We start from the raw sequence: 14,348 nt of genomic DNA, 5'->3' as shown, positions 1-14,348 counted from the left end.
GGCGTGGGCGTGGGGGAAGCCGGCGCCACGGCCGGCGCGGGGACCGCCGAGGATGTCGCCATCACCAGGGGTGTTGCGGGCACCGTGGACGAGGCGGATGACAAAGCCGATGAGCCGGCGGAGGCGACGGTGGCAACGCCGTCCGGGTACGGCGACACGGCTACCGGTGCCGGCATGCCCGGGGAGCCGGCCGGCCCGGCCACCGAGCTCTCACGCCGCTCACCCGGGCCATTCGGATACTCGCGGGCGGGCGGCAGCCGGGGCACCGTGATCCTGGTAGGTACGCCCCTTCCAGGCCGCTCCCCGCCCGGCCCGCTTGAGCCGCGCCGAGTCCACCGTCATCGCGAGGTACAGCACGGCCACTCCGGGGAGCAGCAGGGCCAGCGGCAGCGGCTGACGATAGTAGCGAGTCATCGGCAGATAGGTGACAGTCATGATCAACCAGGTGATCCCGCCGACGAGAGCCGTGGCGACGTCGCCGGTCACGATGCCTACGATGGTCGCGACCACCGGGATGACGAAGACCAGGCTCAGTCCCAACACGGTCCCGACCAACAGCGACGGGGAGTGCCGCAACTGCGCATAGGCGCTGCGGGACACCATCTTCCACAGATCCGCGAGCCGCGGATACGGGCGCTGGCTGTGGACCTGCTCTGCGAGTCCGAGCCACGTCCGCCCACCCGAGCGATTGATGATCCGCGCGATCGCCACGTCGTCGATGACGGCGCCGCGCACCTCCGCCAGTCCACCGGCCGCCGCAAGGGCCTCCCGGCGGATCAGGGAACATCCGCCGGCCGCAGCGGCCACCCGCGAACCCGGCCGGTTCGACCACCGGAACGGGTACAGCATCGCGAAGAAGTGCACGAAGGCCGGGACGATCAGACGCTCCCAGCCGGTCTGCACCCGCAGCACGGCCATCTGCGACACCATGTCCAGCTTCTGGGAGGTCGCCGACGCGACGAGCGCAGTCAGCGATCCCGGGCGATGGGAGATGTCCGCGTCGGTGAGGAGCAGGAAGTCGACGTCGCCAGCGCACTCGATGCCCCGCCGCAGCGCCCACAGCTTCCCGGTCCAACCGGCGGGGGGTTCGGTGGATGTGGTCATGGCCGGCGTCACGTTGGTCTCGCCGCGCGCAGCGGCCTGTTCTGCCAGGTCCCGGGCAACCTCCGTGGTCCCGTCGGTGGAACCGTCGTCCACCAGGATCAGCCGGGCACGACCGGGGTAGTCCTGGGCAAGCAGCGTCGGAAACGTCACGGGAAGCACGTCGGCCTCGTCCCGAGCCGGCACGACGATCGCCACACTGGGCCAAGCGGCCGGCGCCTGCCGGGATGGCAGGCGCTGATCGGTCCGCCAGAAGAACCCATGGCCGACGGTCAGGTAGAGCCAAGCGAGCAGAGAGGCAACGGCGACCCACAGCAGCACTGTCACAGAAAGTGATACTGCCACGGGCCCCTCAAGGGCGTGCGGGCCCCCCGGGTAATGCGGGGTCACAAGGCTTCCGTCCCGGTCTGGCCGAGCCGGTACGGAGATCTCCCCCCCGAAACGCTCCTGCCGCCACCCTGAAATCCCGGGCCTCCGGCCGGCGGTGGGGTAGCCGACATGAGGCATCGACGATGGTGCCCACCACGCCCCGCGGAAACGATGATCACCTCCCGTCACCTCACGATCGGCGGCGGTGATCGGAGATACCCGACGGCAACAAGTTGAAAACAAAAAGTGATCGGCGGTGCGCGACGAACGGCTGGCGAGGGCGCGACCAGAGGGCGAGACGACAGCCACGGATCGGTGTCCGTCGGCGGTTGCGGGTTCATCGGAGCAGGTTCGTCACGACCAGGCCCGCTCGTGCCGGGACGGTAGTGGGTACAACGGCCTCGGCTACACCATAATCAAGGGGTGACACGAAGCCGTCGTACCGCGCAGACGGCTGACACCCGTCAGGCCTTGATCTCCGCCGCCCGCCATCGGTTCGCCGAACAGGGGTTCGCCTCCACCGGCACCGAGGAGATCGTCGCCGACGCGCAGGTCACCCGTGGCGCGCTCTACCACCACTTCCGCGACAAGGCCGCGCTGTTTCGCACCGTGATGGAACAGGTCGCGACGGAGGTGGCCGAACAGCTCGTCGCTGGTGAACTTGCCCGGGACGCGGAGCTTCCCAGCGACGCCTGGACACAGCTCCGGTCCGGGTTCCAGTCCCTGCTCGACATCTCCACCGCGGACAGCGACTTCCAGCGCATCGTCCTCGTCGACGGTCCGGCCGTGCTGGGCAACGACGCCTGGGATGCGCTCGTCGAGAAGCACGGCTACCGGCTGCTCTCGGAGTGGCTGGAGCGCGCGATGGCCGAGGACCGCATCGACCCGCTGCCGGTGGTCCCGCTGACCAGGCTGGTCGCCGCCCTGCTGTCGGAGGCGAGCATCTACACCGCCGGCGCCGCGGACCCGGACACCGCCCGCCTCGAGGTCGGCACCGTGCTCGACCGGCTGCTGCGCGGACTCGGCCGCGGTGGCGATCTCGCCGAGCAGCCGCCGGTCAGTGCCGACGGCGGCGCCGGCTCCCGCGGGACTGCCGGCTAAAGCCGGCTGGCATCGTCGACGCCAGCGAAACCCTGCTCCCGCCGGCCCTGCTCCCGCCGGTGCGGGCCGGGGCGGCACAGACGGCGACCGCCCCGACCGGGGTCACCCGGTCGGGGCGGTGACCTGCCGTGCCGGACGACGTCATCTGACGGTGACGGTGGCGCCGTGAGCCGGCTCAGACCACGATGGGCCAGCTCAGACGCTGCGGGCCGCCCGGATGGACTCCTTGAGGGAACCCATGGTGGCCAGCACCGCGGAGGTCTCATAGCCGCAGTGCGCCATGCAGTTCGCGCACCGCGGGTCCTTGCCACGACCGTAGGCGTCCCAGTCGGTGGTCTCGACGAGCTCCTTGTAGGACGAGACGTACCCGTCGCTCATCAGGTAGCAGGGCTTCTGCCAGCCGAAGAGCGAGTAGCTCGGGATGCCCCACGCGGTGCAGCTGAGCTCCCTCTTACCCTCCAGGAAGTCCAGGAAGACCGGCGAGTGGTTGAGCCGGAACTTCTTGCGCCGGCCGTCCGCGAAGACCTTCGAGAACATCTCGCGGGTCTCCTGGACCCCCAGGAAGTGCTCCTGGTCGGGCGCCTTCTCGTAGGCATAGCCGGGTGAGAGCTGGATCTGGTCGACCTTGAGGTCGTCGTTGAGGAACGTCAGGATGTCGATGACGTCCTGCGGGCTGTCGTTGTTGAAGAACGTCGAGTTGGACCCGACCCGGAAGCCCGCGGCCTTCGCCGCGTGGAAGGCGCGGACGCACTCGTCGAACGTGCCCTCCTTCTCCACCACCGCGTCGTGCCGCTCACGCAGACCGTCGATGTGCAGGACGAAGGTGAAGTACGGCGACGGGGTGAAGTTCTTGAGCTTCTTCTGGAGCAGCAGCCCGTTCGTGCAGAGGATCACGAACTTCTTGCGCTTGACCAGCTGGTTCACGATCTCGTGGATCTGCGGGTGCATCAGCGGCTCGCCGCCCGCGATCGCGACCACCGGAGCGCCGCATTCCTCCACCGCAGCCAAGGCGTCGTCGACGCTCATCCGCTGCTTGAGGACGGACGCCGGGTGCTGGATCTTGCCACATCCAGTGCAGGACAGGTTGCAGGCAAACAGCGGCTCCAGCTCCAGTACGAGCGGGAAGTGCTTGCGACGAAGCAGCTTCTGCTTCGCCAGGTAGGTCCCAATCCGGAGCTGGTACCGCCACTCGACCGCCACGGCTGGCCCCCTCTCGTTAGGTCACCAGTGGATGAGCGATGATCTCTGCATTGACCATACAGCGTGTACGTACAGACTGCATGTGGATCGTCCGATGAACTGCCCCACAAGGGTGTCCGTTAGCCGACCCCGCCGAGTTGCGGACACCGGGAAGACAAGGCCGGGACAGCACGGACGCGAGTTCGGGACAGTCCATGGACGATGTCGGGCCAGCCGCCCGACGACGCGCCCGTGCTCGCATCCGGCCCGGCCGAGCGTCGGGCCGGGCCGCCGGTCAGGCCGGGGAATCGGGTCTCCGGTCAGGCCGCGGAATCAGGCCATGGGATCAGGCCGCCCCACCCATGATCAGACAGGTGCTGCTGGCGGTGGCCACGACCTTGCCCTGGTCATCCCGGACGTCCCCCTCGGCGAAAGCCACCCGCCGTCCCGGCCTGGTCACCCAGCCGTGCGCGGTAAGTCGGCTCGGCCGGCCGTCGACAACGCGCACCGGCCGCAGGTAATTAACCTTGATCTCGATGGAGGTATACGCCACCGCGACCGCCAGCGTGGAGTGCACCGCGCAGGCGGTCGCGGTGTCCAGGATCGTGCAGACCAGGCCACCGTGGACGAGGCCGATCGGGTTGTAGGCCGACTCGTCCGGCAGACAGGTGAAGACAACGTCTCCCGGCGTGACCTCGATTGGCCGGAAGTCGAACAGACGGGAGATCGGGGGCGGCGGAATGCGCCCGTCACGCATCGCGGACAGGAACTCCAGCCCGCTCAGCGACGCCGCCGCCGCGGCGACAGGCAGCGGGTCGTGCCAGGTGATCGTCTTGCTCCGCGGCTCGCCCCAGGCAGCCGGGTCGTGCGAGTGGTCTGAGGCGGATTCGGGTCGCGCGGATTCGGGCTCAGTCGTGGTCATGCCCGCAGCCTAGACCGGCTGCATTCAGGATACGCACCCAGTATCGGTAGGATGTACCGATGCAGGAATCGTCCGACGGCCCGCGGGCCTGTCCGATCGCGCGGACGCTGGAGGTCGTGGGTGAGCGCTGGTCCCTGCTGGTCATCCGGGAGATCACACTGGGGGTCCACCGCTTCGAGGGCATCCGGGCCGGCACCGGGGCGCCCCGAGCCGTACTGGCCGAGCGGCTGCGGGCGCTGGAGCGCGCGGGGGTGCTGGAGCGTCAGCCATACCAGGAGGCGGGCGCCCGGTCCCGGCACGAGTACCGGCTGACGTCCTCCGGCCGGGATCTGGCACCGGTCCTGCTGGCCCTGCGCCGGTGGGGCGAGCGGCACGCCGCACCGGCCCGGCCGCCTGAGGCCGATCGCGGCGCCGCATCCCGCTGAACCCAGCCCCACCGCGCCGCCCGGGCGACGCCACCGGCTTCGCCCTCCGGGCCGCGCCTCGGGACCGCCCGGGGGCCGGGCGCACTATGGCCCTGGAACGGGCGCCGGGGCCGGTTGGCGCAGTTCCTTGGGCAGGTGGAAGGCCAGCGTCTCGGTACCGACGGAACGCACCGAGACGTCCGTCGCGCCGAGACCCGACAACGCGGTCAGGAGCTCGTCGACGAGGGACGGCGGGGCCGAGGCGCCGGCCGAGATGCCGATCGTGCCCACGCCGGCGAGCCAGGACAGATGCACGTCCCCGACGTCCCCGACCAGATGCGCCTCGACGCCATCGCGCCTGCTCACCTCGACGAGCCGCACGGAGTTCGCGCTGTTGGCCGAGCCGACGACGAGGACGAGCTGGGCCTCCTCGGCAACCTTGCGGACCGCGTTCTGCCGGTTCGAGGTCGCGTAGCAGATATCGGTGGAACCCGGCCCGACGATCGCCGGGAACCGCTCCGTCAACGCGTCAACGACCTCCGCGGCCTCGTCCAGGGCCAGCGTGGTCTGCATGAGGTATGTGACGCGCTCGGGATCGGGAACGTCGAGGGAGCCGACGTCGGCCGAGGACTCGACCAGCGTGATGCGGCCGGGCGCCTCGCCGAGGGTTCCGTCCACCTCCTCGTGGCCGGAATGGCCGATGAGCAGCACGGTGTCCCCGCGGGCGGTGAACCGGCGGGCCTCGGTGTGCACCTTCTCCACCAGCGGGCAGGTGGCGTCGATGACGGACAGGCCGCGCTCGCCCGCCTGGTCCCAGACGGCCGGAGCCACTCCGTGTGCGGAGAAGACGACCGTCGAGCCGCCGGGCACCTCGTCGAGCTCCTCGACGAAGATCGCTCCACGGCTGGCCAGGTCGGCCACCACGTGGGCGTTATGCACGATCTGCTTACGGACATAGACCGGCGCACCGTAGATCTCCAGGGCGCGCTCGACGACCTCGATCGCCCGCTCGACGCCGGCGCAGAACGCCCGCGGCTCGGCGAGCAGAACCTGGCGACGGCCGACCGCGGCGGCCCACGCCTCGATCGGGCGCCCGAGCGGACGCATCGTGCGCAGACCGCGGATTCCGCGGCGGGCCAGGTCGATGCGTCCCAGCGGCTGCGCCGCCGTGTCGACGATGACGCGGACGGCGGCGAACGGCACGTCGCCGACTCCCGCCGCCAGCTCCGCGGACTCCATGTCGACGGCAAGAGCCCCGGTCGCGGCGAGTTCCGCGCGGGCCGTGCCGACGACGAGCCGCGGCACGGTGACGATCGGGCCGACGTGCACGGTGAGCCCGAGCCGGCGCAGGTCGCCGGCCAGCAGGGGCGCGGACGCGCAACGGCCGGCGACGGTGCCGTCGGCGTTGCGGATCTCGGTGGCCACGACGACGTCACCGGGCTCGATCCCAGCCGCCAGTCCCCCGGAGAGACCGACGAGGGCGACGGCGTCCGGGCCTGTGTCGCGCACCAGCCGAGCGGCCTTGCGCGCCCGTTCCGGACCCATGCCGGTGCGCACGATGACGGTGTCCGCGCTGAGGCCCGACCGACCGGCGGCCATTGCCTCCACCCGCAGGGCCGCCGCGACGACCAGCCGCCCCCGGCGGCGCACGGGGGTCGGCTCCTGCTCCTGCTCCGGCACTCGCCGCGCCTCGGCCGGCCGGTGGACCGACCCTGGGGGCGCGGCCGACGGCAGGGACGGCGACGACGGCTCCTGCGCCGGGATCTCGGTGGAGGCGGCCGGAACAGCCCTGATCCCGGCACCCGTGGCTGCCGCCGTGGCTGCCGCGGCGGCGGGCGCGTCGTCCCCGGCGGACGCGCCGTCCTCGACGTCCCCGCCGTCCTCGACGTCCCCGGCGTTCCCGTCGCCGCCGGCCGCGGATGCGAAGATGTTCATGGCGTGGCCACCCCGGTGAGGGTCACGTACCGACCGAGCGCGGTCAGCGGGAAGACCAGCCGGTACAGGTGGTAGTTGAGGTAGAAGTCACCGGGGAAACCGGTTCCGGTGAACTGGGGCTCGTCCCAGGTCCCGTCCGGCCGCTGGGTCTCGCACAGCCAGCGCACTCCCCGCTTGACCGCCTTGCTGTGCGGGTCGACGGCCAGCAGCGCGAGCAGCGCCCAGGCGGTCTGCGAGGCGGTGAGCTCACCCCGGCCGATCCAGGCCGGATCGTCGTAGGAACGCGGGTCCTCACCCCATCCGCCGTCGGGCGACTGGTGCTCCAGCAGCCAGCGCACCGCGGTTGTGATCGCCGGGTGGTCGGCGGGAACGCCAGCGGCGCTCAGCGCCGGAACCACGGCGCCGGTGCCGTAGACGTGGTTGATCCCCCACCGGCCGAACCAGGAGCCGCCCGGTTCCTGGTTGTCCAGCAGCCACTGCACCGCCCGCTGGGTGATCGGGTGGTCGGAACGGCCGAGGTCGGCCAGCATCTCCACGATGTGGGCGGTGACGTCCGCCGACGGCGGGTCGACCACCTCGCCGAAGTCGCAGAACGGGATCTTCGCCGTCAGCGTCCGCACATTGTCGGCGTCGAAGGCGCCCCAGGCCCCGTCCGACGACCGCATGCCGACGCTCCAGTCGACCCCGCGGGCCGCAGCGGCGCGCATCGCCCCGGCCAGCTGCGGGTCGACCGCCGCGAGGCCGCGGGAGGCACGGTCACGCGCGGCCGGCGGGAGCTCGGCGGTGCCGCCCGGGGCGACGGTGCCGCCCGGGGCGACATGGCTGCCACCGAGCAGGCGACGCAGCGCCAACACGACCTCGGCAGTGTCGTCGGTGTCCGGGTAGAAGTCGTTGTCGAACTCGAACGCCCAGCCGCCGGGGGCGAGCGCCGGACGGCGGACCGCCCAGTCCCCGGCCACCCGGACCTCTTCGTCAACCAGCCAGCGGCCGGCCCGCACCATCGCGGGATGGTCGGCCGGGACGCCGGCGTCCGAGAGCGCGACCACCGCGAGCGCGGTGTCCCAGACCGGCGACTGGCATGCCTCGATCTGGGCGGTCGGCCCCTCCGGGGTCTCGCGCCGGATGATGTAGCGTTCCATTCCCCGGAACGCCGTGGCGATCACTGGGTGGTTGAGGGGGTATCCCATGAGATGCAGCGCCATGACGGAGTAGATCCACGGCGGCTGGATGCCCCCCCAGCACCCGTCGGCCTCCTGGCGGGCGACGACCCACTCGGTGGCCCGGCGCAACGCCAGAGTGCGCAGCATCTTGATCGGCCGGCGCTCATAGCGGTGCAGGATCGCGTCCAACCGCTCGAAGGCGCCCTCCCAGCTGTACAGCGGGGCCGGCTTCGGCGGCGTCACGGGTGCCGCGACCTTGATCTCGTCGATGCTGAAGCCGAGGTCGCGCACAGGCCGGAGCGACCCGACGATCGTCAACGCGACGATCGTCTGGCGGGCCCAGCAGCCGAAGTCGTAGACATTCAGCGGGAACCAGGACGGCAGGAAGATCAGTTCCGGCGGCAGCACGGGCACGTCGTCCCAGGACCACTCGCCGAAGGTCGCCAGCCAGATTCGGGTGAAGACCCGGGCGGCCGCCACCCCGCCCTGGGAGCGGATGAGCGCGGCCGCCGCCGCCATGTGCGGGGCGTCGGGCTCGTCACCGGCCAGGCGCAGGGCGATGTACGCCTCGACCGTGGTGGACAGCTCGGCCGGTCCGCCGTAGTACGTGGCCCAGCCGCCGTCCGCGAGTTGCTGGGACCGCACCCACCGGGCGATCGGCTCGGTCTCCTCCTCGGTGCGGATGCCGAGGAACTGCTTCATGAACAGGTGTTCGGCGTCGATCGTGACGTTCGTCTCGAGGTCGCCCTTCCACCAGCCCTCCTCGGACTGCAGCCCGAGGAGGTGGTCCCGAGCCCGGTCGGCCGCGGTCATCGCCGCGGCCAGGTCCTGATCGACCGGGGTCTGCGTCGTGGGCGGGGTACCGTCGACGGTCGCCGCGCCACCGCCGGGCACGCCACCGCCGGACAGCGGTGGCGAGGACCGGGAGATCCCGTAGGCGTCGGGCGTGGCGGGCGCGGGAATGTTAACGCGCTTCGAGCTCTTCGCGGCCTTTGGAGCAGCCGGGGACGGGTCCGAGGTCAGGCTCATCGACGACTCCCCTCGTCGTACATGCGATGGTCATGAAGACGATCAACGTGCTGATCACCCGGCCGGGCGGGAACGGCGACTGCACTCACCTGTCGTCTCCTCAGCGGTCTCGTTCGGTCACGAAACGCGCGAGGGCCAGCAGTTCCGCCTCGATCTCGGCGGGCATCGACAACGAGCGGAGCACGTTCTCGCAGGCCTTCAGCTGGCCGTCGGCCTCGGCGGTGGTCCAGTCCCGCCCGCCGGCCCGCTCGATCAGGTCCGCGATGTGCGTCAGCTCCGCCTCGGTGGACTCCCCGGTGCCGGTGAGGAACGCCCGCAGCTCCTCGGCCGCGGTTCCGCCGGCCTCCAGGGCCACCACGACCGGCACCGACTTCTTGCGGGACCGCAGGTCCGACAGCACCGGCTTGCCGGTCACCGAGGGATCACCCCAGATACCGAGCAGGTCGTCGATGAGCTGGAACGCGGTGCCGAGCCGGGATCCGTACTCGGCGAGGGCGTTGACCATGTCGTCATCGGCCCCGGCGAGCACGGCGCCGAGGGAGGCCGAGCAGGCCAGCAGCGCGCCGGTCTTGCCGTCCTCCATGTGCAGCGTCTCGGCGACGCTGACATCCGGCCGCTTCTCGAACATCAGGTCCTCGGCCTGGCCACGGACGAGGTCCTGAACGCCCGCGCCCAGGATCAGCGCCGCGCGACGGCCGGGCTCCCCCTCGACCTCCAGCAGGACCTGGGTCGCCAGGCCGAGCAGCGCGTCCCCGGCGAGGATCGCGCCGTCGGCGCCAAAGATCGTCCAGGCCGTGGGCCGGTGGCGGCGCTCGGTGTCGCCGTCCATGAGATCGTCGTGCAGCAGCGAGAAGTCGTGCACCAGCTCGACGGCGACCGCTGCCGGCAGCCCGGTCTCCGCCGGGGCGCCGGCGGCCTGCGCCGACAGCAGCGCCAGCGCCGGGCGTACCAGCTTGCCCCCGCCGCCGGACAGTGGCGCGCCCTCGGCGTCGACCCAGCCGCGATGGTAGGCGACGACGTGGCGAAGCCGTGGGTGGAGCCGATCCACCGTGGCGCGCAAGGCAGGCACGGTGAGGGTCCGCCCACGCTCGATCGCATCCGGAACCGTCATGGTCATACCGGGAATCCCCCTGTGGATGTGTGCCTTGGCTGGCCGGGCGGAAGCGGCCGGACGACCGCCGCCGATCCGGCGGGAACCGCGTTGTCCCCTCGTGGATCCTGTGGATCGCGCACCTGCGCGGCCGTGGCGCCGCCGTCCGGTGTGCTCACCGATTCAGTGCCTACCGGTACCGACTCACCCACCTGCTCGGGGAGCCGTCCGCCCGTCCTTCGGGCCTGCGGGCCCGGCCCGCGTGGCTCGTTGACGTCGACCCCCATACCGGCCAGGTTCTCACGGACAGCAGCGAGTCCGCTACGCACGGCCGACTCCATGGTTGCCGGCCATCCGGTGTCGGTCCAGGTCCCGGCCAGGGCGAAGCCGGGCAGGCCGGTCGACGCACCCGGACGCAACGCAAGCGAACCGGGCACCTGCCGGAAGGTCGCCGTACGTTCCCGGGTGACGAAGACCTCCAGCGGCCCGGCCGCCCGCGCGGCCGGGAACAGCCGGGCCATCTCCTCGACGAACAGGGTCCGCAGCTCGTTCGCCGGACGATCGACCCACGGCTCCGCCGCAGACTGCGACAGCGCCAGGTACTGGGCACCGGGCGGGCCGGCGGCGGCGAGCCCGGAGGAGACCGTGCGATCGAAGATCCATTGGATGGGCGAGTCGACCACGGCCAGGAACGGGCCGTCGATCACCGGTCGAGGATAGATCATGTGCACGTTGATGATCGGCGAGTCGCCGAGTTCACGCAGCCGGGCCGCCTCAGGTTCGGCGCCGGCCGGCAGGAGGGAAGCGGCGGCGGGCGGCGGCACCGCGAGCACGACCGCGTCCGCCCGCAGCACGCCGCGCTCGTCGGTGCCGGGCACCGCCGCGCCGCGACCGGTCCCGCCCGCGGTGACGGCCAGTTCCCATCCGCTGCCCGCGGCGGTGATGGACCGGGCCTTCACCCCGGTGCGCACGTCGGCGCCGGCCGCGGTGAGCGTCTCCATCGCCGCGTCGCCGTGTAGCCGGGACAGGGGGACCTCGGCCCAGCCGAGGTCACCGGCGGCGGCGCCCTCCAGCAGACCGGTCCGCACGACCTTGGCGGCGAGGCCGAGGGAGGCGTCGGCGGCGGGCACGTTCAGCGTCGCGACCGTCAGCAGTTCCCACAGCGCCTTCGTCGCCGCGGGGCCCTGGCCGTGGGTGGACAACCAGGTGCCGAACGACTGCTCGTCCACCGCCGGGGATCGCTGGTCGAGCCGCCCGAGCTGGAACGCCGCGAGCCCGGCCCGCAGCCGTTCGGCGACCGGCAGCGCCTGGTACCCCAGCAACGCCGGGGCCAGGTGCAGTGGCGCCGGCAGCGGGACCCTCGTCCGGCGCAGCCGGGTCCGGGTCAACGAGTCGCCGAGCAGCACCGGCACGTCCAGCCGAGGCTGCAAGGTGGTCAGGTGTTCGACGCCGAGTCGCTGCAGCAGCCCGCGGTAGGCCGTGCAGCACCGCATGAACACGTGCTGGCCGGTGTCGATCCACAGCTCCCCGCGCCGGAACGACGTCGTCGCCCCGCCGAGGCGGGGACGTGCCTCCAGCAGGGTCACGCGGGCCCCGCTGTCCACGGCCAGCAGTGCCGCGGCCATGCCCGCGAGCCCGCCGCCGACGACGGCGAGATGCGGACGTCCGTCCGTCCGCCCGGCGGGCCGCGGCCCCCGTGCCGGCGCGGCGTCCGCGCCGGCACCCGTGGTCATGCCGCCCTCATCTCGGGCCGCCCCGCGAGGCTGCGGGCGGCGACGACCGCCTTCTCCCAGCCGGGCAGCGCCAGCCGACGATCGAGCACCGCGGACGGATCGGTCTTGATCCGCCGGTTGAGCCGCAGGTAGATGCCGGCCATCGCCCCACAGCAGGCCGCGCTGCGCCGGTCGAGCAGGTCGAGCAGGACGAGCCCACGCCCATACCACTCCTCCGCTCGCTGCGCCGACGTCCGCAGGTACGCGATGAGCGCGTCGGGGGGCCCGCCGAGACGACCGGTCGCGTCCACCTCGAGTTCGACGCCGGCGGCCTTCAGCTCCTGGCGCGGCAAGTAGATCCGGCCGCCGAGCAGGTCCTCGCGCACGTCCCGGAGGATGTTCGTCTGCTGGAGTGCGACCCCGAGGGCGTCCGCGACCCCCGAGGCGTCGCGGTGGGAGGTGGCCCGCTCGCTACCGAAGATGCCGAGCGAGAGCCGCCCGATCGTCCCGGCAACCAGGCGGCAGTAGCCGACGAGATCGTCGAACGTGTCGTAGGTGGTGCCGCGCACGTCGCTCTCGACCCCGTCGGCGAGTTCGATGAACGCCTCCAGCGGGATCGGGAACCGGCGGGCGGCGTCGGCGAGGGCGACGAAGACCGGATCATCGGAGCTGTTCATCCCCAGCTCCTCGACCTCCGCGCGGACCTGCGCCAGCCCGGCAAACTTCGCCTCCTCGGGGAGATCACCATCGCCGATGTCGTCGAAGCGGCGGGCGAGCGCGTAGACGGCGCTCAGCGCCCCCCGCTTCTCGGCCGGCAGCAGGCGGATGCCATAGGAGAAGTTGCGTGCCGCCTCCTTGGTCACAGCCTCGCAGGCGGCATACGCCTCCGCCACGGTCGGCCGGCCCGCGGGGAACTGCGCCGCGGTACTCATCGAACCTCACCCATCTCCGGAAGAACGGACTGTGCGGCGGGGACGCCGGCCTGGGTACTCGTCGCAGCGGTGCCGCCGTGGGCCGTGGAACCCGAACCGGAACCGGAACCCGAAGCGGAACCCGGCCAGGCCCCGGCCGCGCTGGTCGCGGTGGCGACGGCGGTCGCCGTGTGCGCCACCGCCGACGCTCCGGGAGCCAGCGACCGGGCCAGCGCCGCCAGCGCGAACTCGGCGACCCGTGGCTTCGTCGCCTTCGGCGGCCCACCGAGCACGTCGTAGTCGGCGCGCCGGATCGCGTCCAACGCCGCCCGGCCCCCGCCCACGAAACCGGCCAGGGCCAGCCGCAGCCGCCCGGGCACCATCGACACCAGGGGAGCGCCCTGGTCGATCACCGTACGGGCCCGAGCGACCTCGAAGGCCATCAGATGGCGCACGGCCGGACTCGCGACGGAGGCCCGCAGATCGGCCTCGGTCACCCCGAAGGTGTCCAGATCCTCCAGCGGCAGGTAGATCCGGCCGGCGGCGAGGTCCTCGGCCACGTCCTGCCAGTGCTCGGCGAGCTGCAAGGCGGTGCACACCCGGTCCGACAGCACGACCCGGTCGGGGGTCGCCAGCCCGAAGACGCCCAGCACCATCCGCCCGATCGGGTCGGCCGAGAGCGTGCAGTAGCGGACCAGGTCGTCGAAGGTCTCGTAACGGGTGACCCGCTGGTCCTGCCGGTTGGCCTCGACGAGGCGCTGGAACGGTTCGGCGGGCAGGTCACAGTCCCGCACGGTCCGCGCGAGCAGGCGCAGGACCGGCAGCTCCGGCTGCCCGCCTGTCCAGATCACCTCGAGGTCCGCCGACAACCGGTCGAGCAGGGCGAGCCGGTCGCCGACCGCCTCGTCGCCGAGGTTGTCGACGAGCCGGCTGAAGGCGTACAACGCGTTGAAGTGGGAACGAACCGCCGCGGGCAGAACGAACGGCGAGACCGGGAAGTTCTCCGCCGGGGCGGCGCGCAGCAGCTGCTCGGCGGGAGTTGCCAGGCCCGTCGCGGCCGGCTGGGCAGGCGTGCGTGATGGGCTGGTTCGGGCGTCGATGGCTGTCATACGCCTCTCCTTCGATGGCGGTCTGCACTACGGACGCGGTCGGGCCGGATCCCGCATCCCCGGGGGCCACGACCGGCGCGGACGTACCCGGAGAGCCGGGTTCGGAAGGCTCTTCGGAAGGCTCCGTGGTGGGGGTGGCTGCCTGGGTTTCGCCAAGGCGATCAGGATGCGGATCGCACCGGGTGGTCATGGGCACGATCAGCGCGGGCCGGTACGGGAGATGGGCCGGCCCTGGGCCGGTATCGGGATGAGCTCCGCCTGGCCGGCCCCCTTCGGTTGGTCCTCACAGGTCCGTGGGCGGGATGATGCTCCGGCGGCACCACCCG

11 protein-coding genes and 1 pseudogene are annotated in these 14,348 nt (G+C 72.0%); 2 read left to right on the top strand and 10 right to left on the bottom strand.

Annotated features, from left to right (window positions below):
• Positions 1 to 203 (bottom strand): annotated as a pseudogene (locus tag ACY5KJ_RS03155) (hypothetical protein); the annotation flags it as partial.
• Between the two features lie 16 nt (positions 204 to 219).
• Complete coding sequence (locus tag ACY5KJ_RS03150) at positions 220 to 1,428, bottom strand: glycosyltransferase (RefSeq protein ID WP_462187393.1); 1,209 nt, start codon at positions 1,426 to 1,428, stop codon at positions 220 to 222.
• 465 nt (positions 1,429 to 1,893) lie between these two features.
• On the opposite strand from ACY5KJ_RS03150, the gene ACY5KJ_RS03145 reads away from it, so the two are divergent.
• Positions 1,894 to 2,571 (top strand): TetR/AcrR family transcriptional regulator, encoded by a 678-nt coding sequence (locus ACY5KJ_RS03145; protein ID WP_462187392.1) that lies wholly within the window; start codon positions 1,894 to 1,896, stop codon positions 2,569 to 2,571.
• Positions 2,572 to 2,766: 195 nt separating this feature from the next.
• Here ACY5KJ_RS03145 and hpnH read toward each other — a convergent pair whose 3' ends face one another.
• Both hpnH and ACY5KJ_RS03135 read right to left on the bottom strand, forming a co-directional pair.
• Complete coding sequence (hpnH, locus tag ACY5KJ_RS03140) at positions 2,767 to 3,771, bottom strand: adenosyl-hopene transferase HpnH (RefSeq protein WP_011435280.1); 1,005 nt, start codon at positions 3,769 to 3,771, stop codon at positions 2,767 to 2,769.
• Between the two features lie 325 nt (positions 3,772 to 4,096).
• Positions 4,097 to 4,672, bottom strand: a complete 576-nt coding sequence (locus ACY5KJ_RS03135) for a PaaI family thioesterase (protein ID WP_462187391.1) — start codon at positions 4,670 to 4,672, stop codon at positions 4,097 to 4,099.
• A 59-nt stretch (positions 4,673 to 4,731) separates the two neighbouring features.
• Between ACY5KJ_RS03135 and ACY5KJ_RS03130 the strand changes: the two genes are divergently transcribed.
• Positions 4,732 to 5,097, top strand: coding sequence for a winged helix-turn-helix transcriptional regulator (locus tag ACY5KJ_RS03130; protein WP_462187390.1), 366 nt, complete (start codon positions 4,732 to 4,734; stop codon positions 5,095 to 5,097).
• Positions 5,098 to 5,181: 84 nt separating this feature from the next.
• On the opposite strand, the gene ispH is transcribed toward ACY5KJ_RS03130, so the two are convergent.
• The 6 genes from ispH to hpnC all read right to left on the bottom strand — a co-directional run bounded on the left by ispH (position 5,182) and on the right by hpnC (position 14,022).
• Positions 5,182 to 7,011, bottom strand: coding sequence for a 4-hydroxy-3-methylbut-2-enyl diphosphate reductase (ispH, locus tag ACY5KJ_RS03125; protein ID WP_462187389.1), 1,830 nt, complete (start codon positions 7,009 to 7,011; stop codon positions 5,182 to 5,184).
• On the bottom strand, positions 7,008 to 9,200 hold the full coding sequence (locus ACY5KJ_RS03120) for a terpene cyclase/mutase family protein (protein WP_462202754.1): 2,193 nt from the start codon (positions 9,198 to 9,200) through the stop codon (positions 7,008 to 7,010). Before ACY5KJ_RS03120 ends, ispH begins: the two co-directional genes overlap by 4 nt.
• A gap of 100 nt (positions 9,201 to 9,300) precedes the next feature.
• Positions 9,301 to 10,317, bottom strand: a complete 1,017-nt coding sequence (locus ACY5KJ_RS03115) for a polyprenyl synthetase family protein (RefSeq protein WP_462187387.1) — start codon at positions 10,315 to 10,317, stop codon at positions 9,301 to 9,303.
• Positions 10,314 to 12,023, bottom strand: a complete 1,710-nt coding sequence (gene hpnE, locus ACY5KJ_RS03110; RefSeq protein ID WP_462202753.1) for a hydroxysqualene dehydroxylase HpnE — start codon at positions 12,021 to 12,023, stop codon at positions 10,314 to 10,316. The genes ACY5KJ_RS03115 and hpnE overlap by 4 nt, the downstream gene beginning before the upstream one ends.
• Positions 12,020 to 12,934 carry a presqualene diphosphate synthase HpnD gene (hpnD, locus tag ACY5KJ_RS03105; protein WP_462187385.1) on the bottom strand — a complete coding sequence of 305 codons (915 nt, stop codon included), beginning with the start codon at positions 12,932 to 12,934 and terminating at the stop codon, positions 12,020 to 12,022. Before hpnD ends, hpnE begins: the two co-directional genes overlap by 4 nt.
• The gene (gene hpnC, locus ACY5KJ_RS03100; protein ID WP_462202752.1) at positions 12,931 to 14,022 is read right to left on the bottom strand and encodes a squalene synthase HpnC; all 1,092 of its coding nucleotides are present in this window, start codon (positions 14,020 to 14,022) and stop codon (positions 12,931 to 12,933) included. Before hpnC ends, hpnD begins: the two co-directional genes overlap by 4 nt.
• Positions 14,023 to 14,348: the final 326 nt, after the last annotated feature.

It is taken from the genome of Frankia sp. CcWB3, from assembly GCF_977927595.1.
This window is presented reverse-complemented; position numbering and strand designations above follow the sequence as displayed.